General features: G+C 53.0%; 14 protein-coding genes. 5 read left to right on the top strand and 9 right to left on the bottom strand.

From position 1 onward, the window contains the following. The first annotated feature begins 7 nt into the window (after nt 1-7). Complete coding sequence (locus TPRIMZ1_RS0105340) at nt 8-1,378, top strand: ATP-dependent 6-phosphofructokinase (protein ID WP_010256035.1); 1,371 nt, start codon at nt 8-10, stop codon at nt 1,376-1,378. A gap of 22 nt (nt 1,379-1,400) precedes the next feature. On the opposite strand, the gene TPRIMZ1_RS0105335 is transcribed toward TPRIMZ1_RS0105340, so the two are convergent. From TPRIMZ1_RS0105335 to TPRIMZ1_RS0105320, 4 genes are all read right to left on the bottom strand, one after another. Beyond that, entirely contained in the window at nt 1,401-2,180 is a 780-nt protein-coding gene (locus tag TPRIMZ1_RS0105335; RefSeq protein WP_010256034.1) for a hypothetical protein, read from the bottom strand. Continuing rightward, a complete protein-coding gene (locus tag TPRIMZ1_RS0105330; protein ID WP_026043540.1) occupies nt 2,170-2,934 on the bottom strand; it encodes a TrmH family RNA methyltransferase in 765 nt (254 codons plus the stop codon). The genes TPRIMZ1_RS0105335 and TPRIMZ1_RS0105330 overlap by 11 nt, the downstream gene beginning before the upstream one ends. Before the next feature lie 30 nt (nt 2,935-2,964). Continuing rightward, nucleotides 2,965-4,071 (bottom strand): endonuclease/exonuclease/phosphatase family protein, encoded by a 1,107-nt coding sequence (locus TPRIMZ1_RS0105325; RefSeq protein WP_010256032.1) that lies wholly within the window; start codon nt 4,069-4,071, stop codon nt 2,965-2,967. A gap of 62 nt (nt 4,072-4,133) precedes the next feature. Beyond that, the gene (locus tag TPRIMZ1_RS0105320; protein ID WP_026043539.1) at nt 4,134-4,955 is read right to left on the bottom strand and encodes a cytidylate kinase family protein; all 822 of its coding nucleotides are present in this window, start codon (nt 4,953-4,955) and stop codon (nt 4,134-4,136) included. A gap of 262 nt (nt 4,956-5,217) precedes the next feature. Between TPRIMZ1_RS0105320 and TPRIMZ1_RS0105315 the strand changes: the two genes are divergently transcribed. Beyond that, nucleotides 5,218-5,787, top strand: coding sequence for an NUDIX hydrolase (locus TPRIMZ1_RS0105315; RefSeq protein WP_010256029.1), 570 nt, complete (start codon nt 5,218-5,220; stop codon nt 5,785-5,787). Here the strand turns inward: TPRIMZ1_RS0105315 and TPRIMZ1_RS0105310 are convergent. Together TPRIMZ1_RS0105310 and TPRIMZ1_RS0105305 are read right to left on the bottom strand one after the other, a co-directional pair. Then, nucleotides 5,777-6,538 (bottom strand): LysM peptidoglycan-binding domain-containing protein, encoded by a 762-nt coding sequence (locus tag TPRIMZ1_RS0105310; protein ID WP_010256027.1) that lies wholly within the window; start codon nt 6,536-6,538, stop codon nt 5,777-5,779. The genes TPRIMZ1_RS0105315 and TPRIMZ1_RS0105310 overlap by 11 nt on opposite strands. Further along, nucleotides 6,535-7,662: a hypothetical protein gene (locus TPRIMZ1_RS0105305; RefSeq protein WP_010256025.1), complete on the bottom strand. Its 1,128-nt coding sequence runs from the start codon at nt 7,660-7,662 to the stop codon at nt 6,535-6,537. Before TPRIMZ1_RS0105305 ends, TPRIMZ1_RS0105310 begins: the two co-directional genes overlap by 4 nt. 146 nt (nt 7,663-7,808) lie before the next feature. Between TPRIMZ1_RS0105305 and TPRIMZ1_RS0105300 the strand changes: the two genes are divergently transcribed. Beyond that, complete coding sequence (locus TPRIMZ1_RS0105300) at nt 7,809-8,045, top strand: YdbC family protein (protein WP_010256023.1); 237 nt, start codon at nt 7,809-7,811, stop codon at nt 8,043-8,045. A gap of 19 nt (nt 8,046-8,064) precedes the next feature. Here the strand turns inward: TPRIMZ1_RS0105300 and TPRIMZ1_RS0105295 are convergent, their stop codons facing one another. Genes TPRIMZ1_RS0105295 through TPRIMZ1_RS0105285 form a run of 3 tightly spaced genes read right to left on the bottom strand, consistent with a single transcriptional unit; the run spans nt 8,065 to nt 10,671 of the window. Further along, entirely contained in the window at nt 8,065-8,592 is a 528-nt protein-coding gene (locus tag TPRIMZ1_RS0105295) for a ribonuclease H family protein (RefSeq protein ID WP_010256021.1), read from the bottom strand. Between the two features lie 17 nt (nt 8,593-8,609). Further along, complete coding sequence (locus TPRIMZ1_RS0105290; protein ID WP_010256018.1) at nt 8,610-9,608, bottom strand: Gfo/Idh/MocA family protein; 999 nt, start codon at nt 9,606-9,608, stop codon at nt 8,610-8,612. Between the two features lie 25 nt (nt 9,609-9,633). Continuing rightward, a complete protein-coding gene (locus tag TPRIMZ1_RS0105285) occupies nt 9,634-10,671 on the bottom strand; it encodes an NAD(P)-dependent alcohol dehydrogenase (RefSeq protein WP_232616746.1) in 1,038 nt (345 codons plus the stop codon). 305 nt (nt 10,672-10,976) lie between these two features. Between TPRIMZ1_RS0105285 and groL the strand changes: the two genes are divergently transcribed. Next, a complete protein-coding gene (gene groL, locus TPRIMZ1_RS0105280; RefSeq protein ID WP_010256012.1) occupies nt 10,977-12,620 on the top strand; it encodes a chaperonin GroEL in 1,644 nt (547 codons plus the stop codon). Between the two features lie 282 nt (nt 12,621-12,902). Then, entirely contained in the window at nt 12,903-14,789 is a 1,887-nt protein-coding gene (cooS, locus tag TPRIMZ1_RS0105275) for an anaerobic carbon-monoxide dehydrogenase catalytic subunit (RefSeq protein ID WP_010256010.1), read from the top strand. The last annotated feature ends 8 nt before the right edge of the window (nt 14,790-14,797 follow it).

Here is a 14,797-nt window from a genome sequence, read left to right as displayed (position 1 = left end):
GGCAGCTATGAGTGAAAACGAGAATTTCGATTTTACTATTGAAGAATTAGGAAGTCGTAATGTCCATTCGCCTATCGCCATGTCAAAGACCTTAGGCGATATGATCGCGAACTATGTCACGGATGACGAATTTGTCCTTCTCAAACCCCAGATAAAACTGGGCGAACAGGCTACAATCAAACGCAGCCAGGTTGTTGAATGCGCCGGCCCCCGGGAAATGATCTATTTTTCCCCCCACCATGTACATGCAGGAATAGTAAGCTGCGGAGGTCTCTGTCCGGGGATTAACGACGTAATTCGGGCCATAGTCCGCTGCCTTTCCCGGTACGGGGTAACCCGGGTTTCGGGAATTCGTTACGGATACAAGGGTTTCCTGCCGGAATATAAGTTTGATATCATGCCACTTACTCTGAAAGAAGTGGATGATATCCATAAGCTGGGTGGCACTTTCCTGGGAAGCGCCCGGGGCGGCGGTAAAGAGGTCGTTAAAATCGTAGATGCCATTGAACAGCTCAATATGAATATACTCTTTACCATCGGCGGTGATGGGACCCAGCGGGGTTCCCTGGACATTGCCAACGAAATAGAGAGGCGGGGGTTGAAGATCGCCACCGTGGGTATCCCCAAGACGGTGGATAACGATTTCGCCTTTATAGAACGGTCCTTTGGTTTTGACACCGCCGTTGCAAAGGCAGTAGAAGTTGTAACCGCTGCCCACATGGAAGCCAACTCCCAGATCAACGGCATAGGCTTAGTAAAAGTAATGGGGCGGGAATCGGGATTTATCGCCGCCCATACTGCCCTGGCCAGCCACGAGGTAAACTTTGTGCTCATCCCCGAGGTACCCTTCGATCTGGAAGGACCCAACGGCTTCTTCCACCACCTGGAGGAACGGCTGAGCAAACGGCACCATGCGGTAGTAATTGTTGCCGAAGGGGCCCTGCAGGATCAGCTGATAAAAGAAGTAAAAACCGATGCCGGCGGCAATGTTAAGATGGTCGACGTGGGTACCTATATGCGGGACCGGATCCAAAAGTACTTTGATGACAAAAAAATTGAGACCAACCTAAAGTACATCGATCCCAGTTATATGATCCGTTCCGCTCCTGCCGCGCCCAGCGACTCGATTTACTGCGAACGGCTCGGTAATGCTGCGGCCCATGCGGCCATGGCGGGAAAAACGAAGCTCATCATCGGTCTGGTGAACAATGAATTTGTGCACCTCCCTACCAAGGTGGTAATTTCCCATCGCAGCCATGTGGACCCCGAGGGCGCCCTCTGGCGGGATACCCTGGACGCGACCCATCAACCGGTGCTTATGATAAACAATTTCCAGAGCGATACCCTCTTTACCAACGAGTTCAGCATCCCCATCTAAGGACCGGTAGGACCTACTGGTCCTAAGTCAGCCGAATAGTGTGGGCTTTGTTGGAGGGGTGAAATGTTCCGTACAGCGCAGGCGGAGTTTCGCCCGTATGAAAGGACAGGGCGGTGTTCATGCCGTCCGGGTGGATCACCGTAACCTTGTCGAGACTGCGGAGCAGCCCAAAATAGAGGGCGGAGAAATTTTTGGTCAGCCCCGCAAGGGCATCCTCCCCCAAGGCTAAACGCATCAGGATCTCACATTCCTTCAGGGTCTCCTCCGTTTGTATCAGGGGGACAAAATTCAGGGCGGTATGCAGGGTACGCATGATCCCCAGGAGCAGGGGGTTCTCCGCGCTGTTTGCAGCACAGGAATAGTGTTCCCCCTCCGGCTTATACCAATGGAAAATAGCTTTCCGCACCGCAGCGCGATCCATGGTAAAACTGTTTTTATAGAAGGAATCCTCAAAGTCATCCAGCCCTTCGTCAAAGAAGATGTTAAAATCTTCTCTGCTGATTTTTTGGTAAACCGCAAAATCGGTCTGTGCAAAGACCAGATCCTCAAGACCGGTCCCGGGCTTTGCCTTCTTAAAATCCAGTTTGCTCAGTTCCCCGTAGACCACACCGATACGGGCGTATCGCCGGTCAAGCCGCCGCCTGATTATTCCCGGATCTGCGGCAGCCCCATCTTTCCTGCCGCCGTTTCCGCTCAGATCCGCGATATCCCGTAGGACCGGCATTTTCAGGGCGAGTTCCCCCGGCAAGCCCCGAAGGAGCCGCAAAAAGGTTGCTAGTTCAGAATCTTGTTCAGAGCTCATAGATTTCGTGGAGGAAAAGGGTTGCCGCCTGGGCCACATTGAGACTTTCCATGACGCCGCTTCCGGGGATACGCACCAGGCTGGTACAGTGTTCCTTTATCTCCGGGGAAAGGCCGGTTTCCTCATTACCCATCACCAGAGCAATCCCGGGACGCCCGACACCATGCTCCCCAACAACGGCCTTCAGGTCCCGTATCCGAAGCCGCGCCCTATGGTCCGCCCCGATAATAAGCAGCGATTTAGCGGCGCTTTTCAGGAAGCCTGGTGTATTTTTCAGTTTCCGGAACTCCACATGTTCCATACCGCCTTCCGCAACCCGGTAGGCGCTGGTGGTAAGCTGGGCAGCCTCATCGGCGTCGGAGAGCACCACGTAGGACACATCGAAAAAAGCTGCGGAACGGACTATGGCTCCCAGGTTGTGGTCGTTGCCCACGGCAGAGAGGAGAAGCCCCGTCTTCCCTTCCCGGGCCCAGGTATCAAGATCCTCCTGACTAAGGCCCTCCACCAGGGGCTCGTCAATCATGGCCGCCACACCCTGGTGGCGGTTACTCTTGCAAACCCGTTCCAGCTCTTCATCGTCGCAGATCTTGTAGGGCCGCTTCCATTCAGCCAGGTTTTTGCAGAGCTTGGTAAACAAGGGCAGCCGGTCTTCCCGGAGGAAGAACCGGTTGATCCGTTCAGGATGGGTCTCCCCCAGGGCTTTCACGGCGTTCAACCCGCAGACCGCCAGCTCGTTGGTCAATTTATTACGCACGACTCATGATAGAGGTCAATACTTGACCTGTCAATAATTAGTCAGCACCAGCATCAGGGGGAGATGATCGCTCAAGCCCTGGCCGGTACGGGGGCTATAGGTATCGGGGATTCCCTTGGCGTTAACAAAGGGCTCCTGATCCAGAACCCGGCAGGAACTAAAGTCCCATCCCGCCCGATCAAAGAACTGTTCCGATAGCAGGAAATGATCGATAGTTTCCCAGTCGTTCTTATAATAATAAGAACCCTTCTGCAATTCCTGTCCCCAGGGTGAATAGAAGGCCGGTATGGACGAATCAACGTAGGATGCCGCCGGTGGTTTTTCACTGCTCAGAATTAAAAAATTTTCCCCATTCCCCGTTCCTGTACCGATGTAATCTGCAGGGATGAAATCCGCACGGATGAAATCCGCAGCATCCGGATCATCCGGCAGCAGGGCGCTGAGTATCTTTCTGTCCCGGCGGTAAAACTCATCGTAGTTTTCGTTCAGGTCCCCCATGATTACGGCGGGTACATTAGGGTACTCCGCCCGTATCTCCCGGATCCTCCTAAGGATAACCCGGGCAGAAGCCCGGCGCAGGGTTTCGGTGTTGTCGTCCCCGCCAAGCTTGGATTTCCAGTGGCAGACAAAGAGGACCAGAGGAGTATCCTCCGGCCTCAGCCAGAGTTCCAATACCGGTCTCGGGGCGGTCTCCTGGTCCCAGACCATGCCATGGACCCGGGTCTCCGTAAAGGGGATACGGCTTAATACCCCAATTCCCAGGGACGCTCCCTTGTTCTTGGAAAAAAAGGTATACCCATAGCCGTACTTTGAAAGATCGCTTTGGGCGATAGCCTCCAAACACGGGGAGTTTTCAATCTCCTCCAGGGCTATGATGTCCGGAACCCCGTCGGCTATCCGGCCTATGGCCTGGGCAATGGCGTTTACCCGGGCGGAAAATTTATCCTCCGCCCAGCCGGCCTCATTAAGATATTCACTATACTCGGTCCCGGTTTGACTCCCGTCAAAAAGGGCCTGCACATTCCAGGTGACTATCCGTAAACTTCCCTGGGGCGAACCATGGTCCTCCACCCCCGCCGACAAACTACAACCCCCGATAATCAGCGCCGGGAGTATACAAAGAAACAACCGTAACATAAGAGCCTCCTAACCGTATTAGGGGGCTCCCGTACATTTTGCTTTAGATCTTTTAAAAAAAATTAGGGCATTACGCTGTATTCTTGAACTACCTGGATCTCCGTCTGAACTCCCGCAACCCCGGCGAATTCCTTAGCAGCGGAAACTGCGGCTTCCACAAGGGTCTGGGAATTCGCGACCCCGTAAAGGACCACATTCCCGCCGGAAACCACCGCTTCCAGGAAATGGATGGGCAGTTCCTTTTCATACAAAACGTGGTGGATAATCTGCTGCCCAAGGGTCATTTCTTTGAGCCGGGCTACACTTTGGGATTCCGTATCGGAAGCAAGCGCCCGATCCCGCAGTTCTTTGATGATCCCGGCCGCCAGGGCCGGGTGCAGGTTACCCGTGTTCAGGGTAATGTGGTAGTTCGAAGGATCCTCCCAGTCGATATCGAAGAAGTACCGATGGAACCCAATCCGGTCGTGATCGCTCTGGTCAATAATCTGCCGGGCCCGCTTATCGTCACAATGAAAATAGCTTTTTACCCGTTCACAGCGTATATCCATAGGGGCAACCAGGAACACCGAAAGAACCCCGGGAATACGCTTAAAAACCGCCGTGGCGCCCCGGCCAATAAAAACACAGCTCCCCTCTCCGGCTTCGGTAAGCATGGCGGTTTTTAGATAATGCAGATAATCATCCCTATCCTGGGAAAGGGACGCAAAAAATGACGGCTTCCGTTCATCGTATTTTTCGAGCTTACGCCCCTCAACGCCGTAGGACTTTATCCGCTCCTCCAGGCTAAGCTTATCCACAAAACGGTAATCCAGTAGTTTTGCCAATTCGTTAGCGGTTTCATCACCAAGAGATGCCAACTGACGTGAAATTGTAATGATTGCCATAAAATCCTCCTCGGCTTTATACCGTATGTACAAAGCATAAGACCTTAGCGGGGAATTGTCAAAACTAACCGGAAAATCCCCCTGCGCCCGATACGTTACAAAATACGCCCCACCTGATGATTTCTTCATACACGGTTCCCACCATTTTGCCTCGCTCCGTTAAAATTTAGTATACCATACCGGGTGTATTCCCGCAAACTGCGATCCGACTACTAAGTCCGAAGCCATATACGAAAAACCCCTAAAAATATACCATATCCCCATGAGCAACAACCATGAATCAGCGGCCCACCTTATCTGGCACGAAGAATCCCGGCGAGAGGTCTACCGCTCCCGGGTTTTGTCGATCCGGGACACCACCTGCAAATCACCGGAGGGAGAGTCCCGGGTTTTTACAGTTATCGACGCCCCGGACTGGGCTATCGTGGTACCGGTAATTGAAACAGAGCGGGGGAAGGAATTTGTGATGGTCCGCCAATGGCGCCACGGTTCCCAGGAACTAAGCCTGGAATTTCCCGGTGGAGTTTTTGAGCCCGGGGAAGATGCACTGGAAGCGGCAGCCCGGGAAATGCGGGAAGAAACCGCCTATACACCGGGGAAAATCCGGAAAATCGGGGTATTCAGCCCCAACCCGGCAATTATGGCCAACCATGTTCATTTCTTTTTGGCCGAAGATTTACGAGCCCTGGACACACAGGACTTGGATGACGATGAATATGTGGACATAGAATTGGTACCGATCCGGGAAGTATTCCAAGGCCTGGGGCGTCCACCCTATGTACACGCCCTCATGGCCTCGGCATACAGCCTCTATTTACAGGCTACCGAATAGACTCGTAGGTTTTGTCTGCGTCCCAGAGTCCTTCCCGGCTTTCACCCTGAGCGCTGGGAATATCCAGAACCATCCCCGGCTCTATGATGTTGGGATTATCCGGGGTAGGAAATTTTGCCTTATTCGCATTGTAGATCAGCCGCCATTTATGGGGATCCCCGTAAGCCCAGGAACGTCCGGCGATATTCCAGAGACAGTCCTTGGAACTGGCCCAAGGGCGGACCGTATACCGGGCGGGTAATACCGATTTTCCGGGCGGAGCGGGATCCGGCGCAGGAACGATTACAACTGCGGGCGCCGGTATAGGGCCGGTAATATAGGCCAGGAAATCAATTACCCGCCGGGCTGCGGCGATAGCCTCGTCCCAGGATTCTTCACCCCGGAAGGAAATCGCCTCGTTATAAGCCTGTTCCGACTTTCCGTATTCCTCCGGATATGTCCGGGGAGCGTCAACCGAAACCGCCCAGTCAATACGGATCTTCGCGGCGGCGATGGCATCATCGGTCTCTTTTATTTTCAACTGCAGCGCCACATATTCATCCGATAGCTGGGCATACCTGAGCGCTTCGTCGGCATAATTGGCGGAGGTGTCGTAATCACCGTAGCTGTAACTTTCCTGGGCCAGCTTGGTAAGGCGCACACTCTCCAGATAGTACCGGTTATTCCGTACATCCGCAGGAGCTTCCTGCGAAAAAACCGTTGAAAGTCCACAGGCAAAGAGAATTAATAAAATTAACACGCCCCGTTTCATTGCACTCCTCCCTGTAAAACAATCTCCGCTTCCCGCGCAGTTTCTTCACTTTTGCTTATCCTGGTTTCGGCTGTCGAGATAGCATCCTCAGCCACTACCCGCTTTAGCTCGGCATTTCTTGCAGCGGTGAGAAACAGGGGAATTACCTGGGAGAAATGTTCCGAAGCCCCGGCATAATCCTGGTCATTATAGGCGACAGTTCCCCGGGTATAAACCCCATCGGCATCGCTGAATTCCTGTCTGACCGCCACATTGGCCTTGGCGTTTAAGGCCTTTCGGCGCGCTGTCTCAGCGGATACTTGCAGGTCTCCGGCAAAGCTAAGCCACCCTTTGTTAATTACCAGCGTATACCGGAGGAAGGCCTCTTCCGCCTCGCCCACCGCCTTTTCCGTATCCCCGCTGTCATAGGCGGCGAGACCATTGCGCATGGACCCATCAGCCCGATCGTAATTGCCCGAATCGTACTGCGCAAAGTCCCGTTCCTCAATTTCTTCCCTAATCCTATAGGCGCGGATACCCATACTCAAGGCATAGTACCTGTCCAGGGCGCCAAAGGCCAATTCCGCCGCGGCATAGTAATTTTCCGCACCGGCATTTGCCGACTCCCCTGCTTCGTAGAACGCCAGGGCTTCATCGATAAGCAGATCCGCAGCTTCAAGCCGGTCGGGGGAAAGGCCCCTGATTCCGGCGTCAATCGCCTCGCTTCTGGCCTGGAGTATCTCCTCCGACAGATCCTGGTAATAAAGGGGCAGGCACCGGCGGGCTGCAGTATCGTAGCTCTCCGCCGCAGCTTCGTAGAGGGCTATCGTATTTTTCACATCCCCCAGGGTCCCATCTTTTGCATTTCCCTTAGCGGAGGCGTATTGCCCCTCCGCAGCTTCCCATTCCGGAGGGAAGTAACCGGGAGCGTCAATATCCAGAGCCTGTTTTCTGGACAACTCCACCCGGCTTAGGGCACTCCGGAGAGCCTCAAGCGCCGCCTGATCCGGGGGTTCCCGGTCGTAATCAATTTCAACGCCCTTTAAAGGCTCCCTCTGATCCTGGGGGGGGTCTACAACAGTCGGCTGACTCCCACAGGATATGACCAACAGGGAAACAAAAAATCCCGCAAAAACAGTATTCATTTTCATTCATTAAGTGTAAGTCGTTTTAGAATTAACAGCAAGATATTCCATTACTTTTGTCATTTCTCCCATTAAAAACCTTTGCCTTAAGGGGAAAACGCTTATATATTGATATTACCAAAAATAATTAAAAGGATGCGTTTTTTATGCCGGATATTACCCACGATATTCATAAAAATTACGGTACCCTTTCGGAAGAAAGGAACGGATGGAAAAAGGAGCTGAATCTGGTGTCATGGAACGGAAGGAGTCCCAAACTGGATATACGGGATTGGGCCCCGGACCACGAGAAAATGGGAAAAGGAATCACCCTTTCTAAGGAAGAGGCGGCTAAACTCCTGGAACTTTTAACCGCCGCTTTAGAAGAAGATAAAAGGGAATAGAGGGGGAAACCCTATCCCCTTACCGCCTCTTCTTCAGGCTCGCTATTGCTTCCTGGGTCATTTGGTCGCAGCGTTCGTTGAACTCGTTACCCGCGTGGCCCCGGACCCATTGCCATTTAACGGCGAAGTTCGGGGCCAGTTCATCCAAGCGGAGCCAAAGCTCCTGGTTTTTAACGGGTTTTCTATCGCTGGTTCGCCAGCCGTTCTGTTTCCAGCTTTTGATCCACTCGGTCATACCCTTCTGAACATACTGGGAATCGGTATAAACCGTTACCGTCTCCGGGGAAAGGTCCAGCTTAGTCAGGGCTTCCAGGGCAGCCACGGCGGCGTAAAGCTCCATCCGGTTATTAGTGGTATTCCGCTCAGCTCCCCATTTTTCACGGATCAGCTCCCCGGAACCCTCCCGGGGGAATAGTTCTCCCGGTATCATCCGCGATACCTTAGGCTTTTTCTTTCCCTTTTCTTCGGATCCGATAATCACATAAGCCCATCCTCCGGGCCCGGGATTACCGGAACAACCACCATCGGTGTAAATACAAAGATGCATAAACTATCATCTCCCGTCTAATATTTTGTCACCGGTTCCCATTTACCCGATTTCGCCGAGGCAAAGAGGGCATCCAAAACAGCCATATTGGCAATTGCATCACAAACAGGAGTGGGTACATCGGTTTTATTGATAATCGATTCGGCGAATCCATCGAATTCCAAAAGATACTGATCGATTATTTCAGTTTCAATGATCCGTTCACCTACACCATTGATAACAGTTATCTCTCCGGGAACATCCCCAAACATATTAAAGGGTACCTTTATGGAAAGAGCACCGCCTGCACCTACGGCGGTAACCCGCTGATAGGGATATAACTGGGTTCCCACGGTAAAGGTGGAGCTGCGTCCATTACCAAAATCAAGAATGGCGGAACCTAAAATATCGGTCTTAAACACCGGGTCCCATACAAAGGTCCCAACGACCCGTTCCGGTTCGGCGCCCATAAGCAGCCTGGCGCTGGATACGGTATAGCAGCCTATATCAAGAATGGCGCCCCCTCCCGCTGCGGCAATATTACGGATGTTACTGCCATCCTTAAGGTCATACGAAAACAACCCGTTGGTGGCTATAACCGTTCCTATTTCGCCGCATTTCACCAGTTCCGCAGCCCGCTGCCATTGGGGGTGGAAACGGTACATAAAGGCTTCCATTAGGGGAACCCCTTTTTTCTTACAATATTCGGCCGCTTCAACAGCTTCTTTGGCGTTGAGTCCCAGGGGCTTTTCACAGAGAATGGGCTTTCCAGCATCGGCGGCTTTCTTGATATATTGCACGTGAAGATGATTCGGCAGGGGTATATAGACAAAATCTACCTTAGGATCCGCCAACAGGTCTTCGTAGGACCCATAGACCTCGGAAAAATCCCATTTTTTTGCATAGGCCTTGGCTTTTTCCTTATTTCTGGATGCTATGGCATAGGGCTCCACCAACAAAGACGACTTAAGCGGGGTTGCCACCCGAAGCTCATAATGACCGGATGTCCCAAGCACCCCGAACCGTAATTTTTCCATAATTTTAACTCCTTTAATGACAATCCTACTTACTGACTCTTATTACACCTTTAACAATGTTGGCTTTATCATGGACGCTGCTATCCATGGCGTTTTGAATATCATCAAATTCAAACACATTGGTCACCACCCCCTTAAGGTTGACCTTTCCCGAAGAAACAGCGTCAATGGCCATGGGATACACATGATGATACCGGAAGATAGTTTTAAAGGTTAATTCCTTGTCCAGGGCAAGGCTGATGGGCAGGGTTACTTCGCCCGTGGCAGAATACCCCACCAATACGACATTGGAACCCTTTTTGGCCACCTCAATGGCCTGCCGTGTGGTTATTTCCGTTCCCGCCGTCTCCACCGCCAAATCAAAACCTGCGCCGCCGGTCAATTTACGCGCCGCCTCGAGAACATCTTCCTTTTTTGCGTTAATAACCCCCGTGGCGCCAAGTTCCAGGGCTTTTTCGAGCCTTTTTTCCATTATATCCACCACATAAACACGGGAAACGCCTTCAGCCCGCAGGGCCATCATGGACACAAGCCCGATACAACCGGAGCCGAAAACCACCGCGGTCTGCCCGATATGGGCCTCCCCCCGGTTTGCCGCATGAAACCCCACCGCCAGAGGCTCAATCAGGGCCGCTTCCATGGTGTCCATATTTTCGGGGATCTTAAAACACAAAGAGGCCGGATGGGCCACGTATTCCTGGAAAACGCCGTCAATCGGTGGGGTGGCAAAGAATATGACATCCGGACAAAGGTGATACCGGCCGGTGGTACAGAATTCGCAATGCCCGCAGCCAATACCCGGCTCAAGGGCGACCCGATCCCCGGGCTTCAAGGTTTTTACATCGGCGCCGACTTCCACCACCACGCCGCCGGATTCGTGTCCAAGGACAAAAGGAGGCTTAACTCTGTTTTTACCTATCCCCCCCGCCTCATAATAGTGCAAATCGCTGCCGCAAATCCCGACATATTCTACCTTCACCAGCACCTCATGGCTTTTCTGCACAGGAATAGGTCTTTGTACAAAATCCATTTTGCCGATGCCGGTCATTATAGCCACTTTCATGGTTCCACTCATTTTTATAAACTCCTCCAGTTATCTCGTATGAAAATAATTCGCGCCCCAATTCTACTCTCGTTTCTCCCCTCTGTCAAATTATTTACCAGTCTTTTTCATTAAATGCCATTTTTATAAAATTTTATCTTTTTTCAGTATTAAAAATCCCCTCTTTTTACCAAATTCCATTTTTTCTATTGCCGTTAATCCCTATTTTTAGTATTTTAAACACAGGTCTCATCTTTATGTAGACCATTAATCCATTTCAGATTATACCGGTTTTTTGTCCGGTAATTAAAGAGGAGAAAAGAATCATGGCGAAACAGTTGTTGTTCAACGAAGAAGCCCGGCGCAGACTGCTTGCCGGGGTTGAGCAGATTTCAAAGGCCGTTAAGGTCACCCTTGGTCCCAAGGGACGGAATGTCCTCCTGGACAAGAAATTCGGCGCCCCCACGGTCACCAAGGACGGCGTTTCCGTGGCAAAGGAAGTGGAGCTTGCGGACCCCTACGAAAACATGGGAGCCCAGCTCCTCAAAGAAGTGGCCACAAAGACCAACGATGTGGCCGGCGACGGTACCACCACCGCCACGGTCCTGGCCTACTCCCTGGTAAAGGAAGGCCTTAAGTCCGTAGCCGCCGGGATGACCCCCATCGAACTGAAACGGGGCATCGACAAGGCGGTTGAGATTGCCGTAGACGAAATCAGGAAGAATTCCAAGGAGATCAAGGACAAGGAAGAAATTTCCCATGTCGCTTCGGTTTCCGCCAACAACGACAGTGAAATCGGCAATACCATCGCCGACGCCATGGAAAAGGTCGGGAAAGACGGGGTCATTACCGTGGAGGAATCCAAGACCATGGACACCACCATCGAGTTTGTGGAAGGTATGCAGTTTGATCGGGGTTATATCTCCGCCTACTTCGTTACCGACCGGGACACCATGACCAGCGTATACGAAGATGTGTATATCCTCATCCACGACAAGAAAATCTCTTCCATGAAGGACCTCCTTCCCCTGCTAGAGAAGATAGCCCAGAGCGGCAAGCCTCTGCTCATCATTGCGGAAGATGTGGATGGCGAAGCCCTCTCCACCCTGGTAGTGAACAGCCTCCGGGGCACCCTCCGGACCTGTGCGGTCAAGGCCCCCGGTTTCGGGGATCGCCGCAAGGCCATGCTGGAAGACATTGCCATCCTCACGGGCGGCGAAGTTATTTCCGAAGAACTGGGGCTCAAGCTTGAAAACACTGATATTTCTCAGCTTGGTAAGGCTAAAACCGTAAAGATCGACAAGGACAACACCACGGTGATCAACGGTGCCGGAAAAGCCAAGGAAATCCAGGACCGGATCGCCCAGATCAAGGCCCAGATCGAAGATACCACCTCCGACTACGACCGGGAAAAGCTCCAGGAACGGCTGGCCAAGCTCGCCGGTGGTGTGGCGGTAATCAACGTAGGCGCCGCCACCGAGGTGGAGCTGAAAGAGAAAAAGCACCGGGTAGAGGACGCTCTGAGCGCCACCCGTGCGGCCATTGAGGAAGGCATCGTCCCCGGCGGCGAGCTGGCATTGATCCAGGCCGCTATTGCCCTGGACAAGGCGGACACCACGGGTCTTACCGACGACGAGAAGGTGGGCTTTAAGATTGTAAAGCGCGCCCTGGAGGAACCGATTCGCCAAATCGCCGAAAATGCCGGCTTAGACGGCGCAGTAATCGCCGACAAAGCCAAGACCGAAAAGAAGGGTATCGGCTTTGACGCCGCCAAGATGGAATGGGTAGACATGGTCAAGGCCGGAATCATCGACCCCGCCAAGGTTACCCGCTCTGCCCTGCAGAATGCTGCCTCCATCGCCAGCCTGCTCCTCACTACCGAGTGCGCCATCACGGACCTTCCCGAGAAGAAGGAAGCCCCCGCGATGCCCCCCGGAGGAATGGGCGGCATGGGTGGAATGGATTATTAAGAAAAGACTTGGGTATAAAACCTAGGGAGATGAAGGCCGTCCGAAAGGGCGGCCTTTTTTGTTTTATGCTCTTTGGGAATCTTTTATCTGTCACTGGTTCGGATTCGATTAAAATTTATCGATAAAATAAGAATTTATCTTGGCAATTTTATCCGGTATCATTATACTTATAATAGTGTTTATCACCAAATTATAGGAAAAAAGTCCAGCTGAAATTGTATGATACCCCGTTCGCGGCGGGGCATAGTGATTTTTATTAAACCATTTTGAGGAGAGTGTGCTATGAATGAGAGTTGCTACGGGTGCTCAACCTGTGCCAGCGCGGATAAACCCCTGGAAGGTTTTATCGCCAAGCTGCCGATGGAGACTTCCCACCACCGGGTGGAAAGCCAGGAAACCAAATGCGGTTTCGGCCTGCAGGGGGTGTGCTGTAGGCTCTGCGCCAACGGTCCCTGCCGGATAACGCCGGAATCCCCCCGGGGTATCTGCGGGGCCACTGCGGATGTTATGGTAACCCGGAACCTGCTGCGGGCGGTAGCCGCGGGGTCCGGCTGTTATATCCATGTGGTGGAAAACACCGCCCTTAACCTGAAAAACACCGCCCTGGAAAAGGGGAAGCTCAAGGGATTAGGCGCCCTGGAACGGCTCTGCAAAACCTTCGGCGTCAGCGGTAAGGATGACCACGAGAAGGCCCTCAACGTTGCTAACGCGGTTCTGGAGGATCTCTACAAGCCGGAATACGTCAAGATGGACCTGGTGGAAAAGATGGCCTACCCGCCCCGGTTCAAGGTATGGAAGGAACTGGGGATACTCCCCGGGGGCGCCAAGTCCGAGGTCTTTAAGGGGGTGGTCAAGTGCTCCACCAACCTGAACTCCGACCCGGTAAATATGCTGATCGACTGCCTGCGCCTGGGTATCTCCACGGGTATCTACGGGCTTACTCTTACCAACTTATTGAACGATGTGCTTCTCGGCGAGCCGGAGATCCGCATGGCCCCGGTGGGCCTTCGGGTTATCGATCCGGATTACATCAATATTATGATCACCGGCCACCAGCACACCATGTTTGTGCATCTCCAGGAACGGCTCATCGCCCCGGATGTGGTTGCCAAGGCGAAGGCCGTTGGGGCCAAGGGCTTTAAGCTGGTGGGCTGCACCTGCGTAGGCCAGGACCTGCAGCTCCGGGGCGCCCACTACACGGAGATCTTCAACGGCCATGCGGGGAATAACTATACCTCCGAGGCTATCCTTGCCACCGGCGCCATCGACGCGGTGCTTTCGGAATTTAACTGTACCCTGCCGGGGATTGAAACGGTGTGCGATACCCTGAGTATCAAGCAGATCTGTATTGACGATGTGGCAAAAAAAGCCAACGCGGAGCTCAAACAGTTTGTGTTTGCCGAACGGGGCAAGCACAGCGAGGAGATCATCGACGCGATTATCGCTTCCTACAAGGAACGGCGGCCCAAAGTAAAACTGAACCTGCTCCCGGAACATGGTTACGAAAACAACCTTACCGGGGTAAGCGAAGTATCCCTCAAGAAATTCCTCGGCGGCAACTGGAAGCCCTTGGTTGATCTGATCGTTTCCGGCGACATAAAAGGTGTTGCCGGTGTGGTGGGCTGTTCCAGCCTGGTTGCCGGCGGTCACGATGTGCTGACCGTTGCCCTGGTAAAGGAACTGATCGCCCGGGACATTATTGTTCTTACCGCGGGCTGTTCCTCCGGGGGCATCGAAAACTGCGGTCTCATGGTTCCGGAAGCGGCGGAGCTTGCGGGCCCGAAACTCAAGGCGGTCTGTAAAAAGCTCGGCATCCCGCCGGTGCTCAACTTTGGTCCCTGCCTTGCCATAGGCCGGCTTGAGATTGTGGCCACCGAACTTGCGGAAACTATCGGTATTGACATACCCCAGCTTCCCCTGGTCCTTTCCGCAGCCCAGTGGCTGGAAGAACAGGCCCTGGCGGACGGCTGCTTCGGCCTTGCCCTCGGCCTGCCCCTCCACCTGGGACTGCCGCCCTTCATCACCGGCAGTAAAGTTGCTACCCAGGTACTGACAGAGGACATGAAGTCCCTCACCGGCGGCCAGGTAATCATCAATGCGGACGCCAAAGAATCTGCGGACCTGCTTGAGAAGATCATTCAGGAAAAACGCAGGGCCTTAAAGATTTAAGGGGGCGG

The sequence above is a fragment of the Treponema primitia ZAS-1 genome, from assembly GCF_000297095.1.
GTDB lineage: Bacteria > Spirochaetota > Spirochaetia > Treponematales > Breznakiellaceae > Termitinema > Termitinema primitia_A.
Note: the sequence above shows the minus strand (reverse complement) of the source record. Positions and strands in the feature narration are given on the sequence as shown.

Bases quoted from the DNA above. Each gene is read 5' to 3' on its own strand.
- TPRIMZ1_RS0105285 (WP_232616746.1), bottom strand. From the start codon at position 10,671: ATGAAAGTGGCTATAATGACCGGCATCGGCAAAATGGATTTTGTACAA.
- TPRIMZ1_RS0105315 (WP_010256029.1), top strand. From the start codon at position 5,218: ATGAGCAACAACCATGAATCAGCGGCCCACCTTATCTGGCACGAAGAA.
- TPRIMZ1_RS0105295 (WP_010256021.1), bottom strand. From the start codon at position 8,592: ATGCATCTTTGTATTTACACCGATGGTGGTTGTTCCGGTAATCCCGGG.
- TPRIMZ1_RS0105290 (WP_010256018.1), bottom strand. From the start codon at position 9,608: ATGGAAAAATTACGGTTCGGGGTGCTTGGGACATCCGGTCATTATGAG.
- TPRIMZ1_RS0105305 (WP_010256025.1), bottom strand. From the start codon at position 7,662: ATGAATACTGTTTTTGCGGGATTTTTTGTTTCCCTGTTGGTCATATCC.
- TPRIMZ1_RS0105310 (WP_010256027.1), bottom strand. From the start codon at position 6,538: ATGAAACGGGGCGTGTTAATTTTATTAATTCTCTTTGCCTGTGGACTT.
- TPRIMZ1_RS0105335 (WP_010256034.1), bottom strand. From the start codon at position 2,180: ATGAGCTCTGAACAAGATTCTGAACTAGCAACCTTTTTGCGGCTCCTT.
- TPRIMZ1_RS0105340 (WP_010256035.1), top strand. From the start codon at position 8: ATGAGTGAAAACGAGAATTTCGATTTTACTATTGAAGAATTAGGAAGT.
- TPRIMZ1_RS0105320 (WP_026043539.1), bottom strand. From the start codon at position 4,955: ATGGCAATCATTACAATTTCACGTCAGTTGGCATCTCTTGGTGATGAA.
- TPRIMZ1_RS0105325 (WP_010256032.1), bottom strand. From the start codon at position 4,071: ATGTTACGGTTGTTTCTTTGTATACTCCCGGCGCTGATTATCGGGGGT.
- groL (WP_010256012.1), top strand. From the start codon at position 10,977: ATGGCGAAACAGTTGTTGTTCAACGAAGAAGCCCGGCGCAGACTGCTT.
- TPRIMZ1_RS0105300 (WP_010256023.1), top strand. From the start codon at position 7,809: ATGCCGGATATTACCCACGATATTCATAAAAATTACGGTACCCTTTCG.
- cooS (WP_010256010.1), top strand. From the start codon at position 12,903: ATGAATGAGAGTTGCTACGGGTGCTCAACCTGTGCCAGCGCGGATAAA.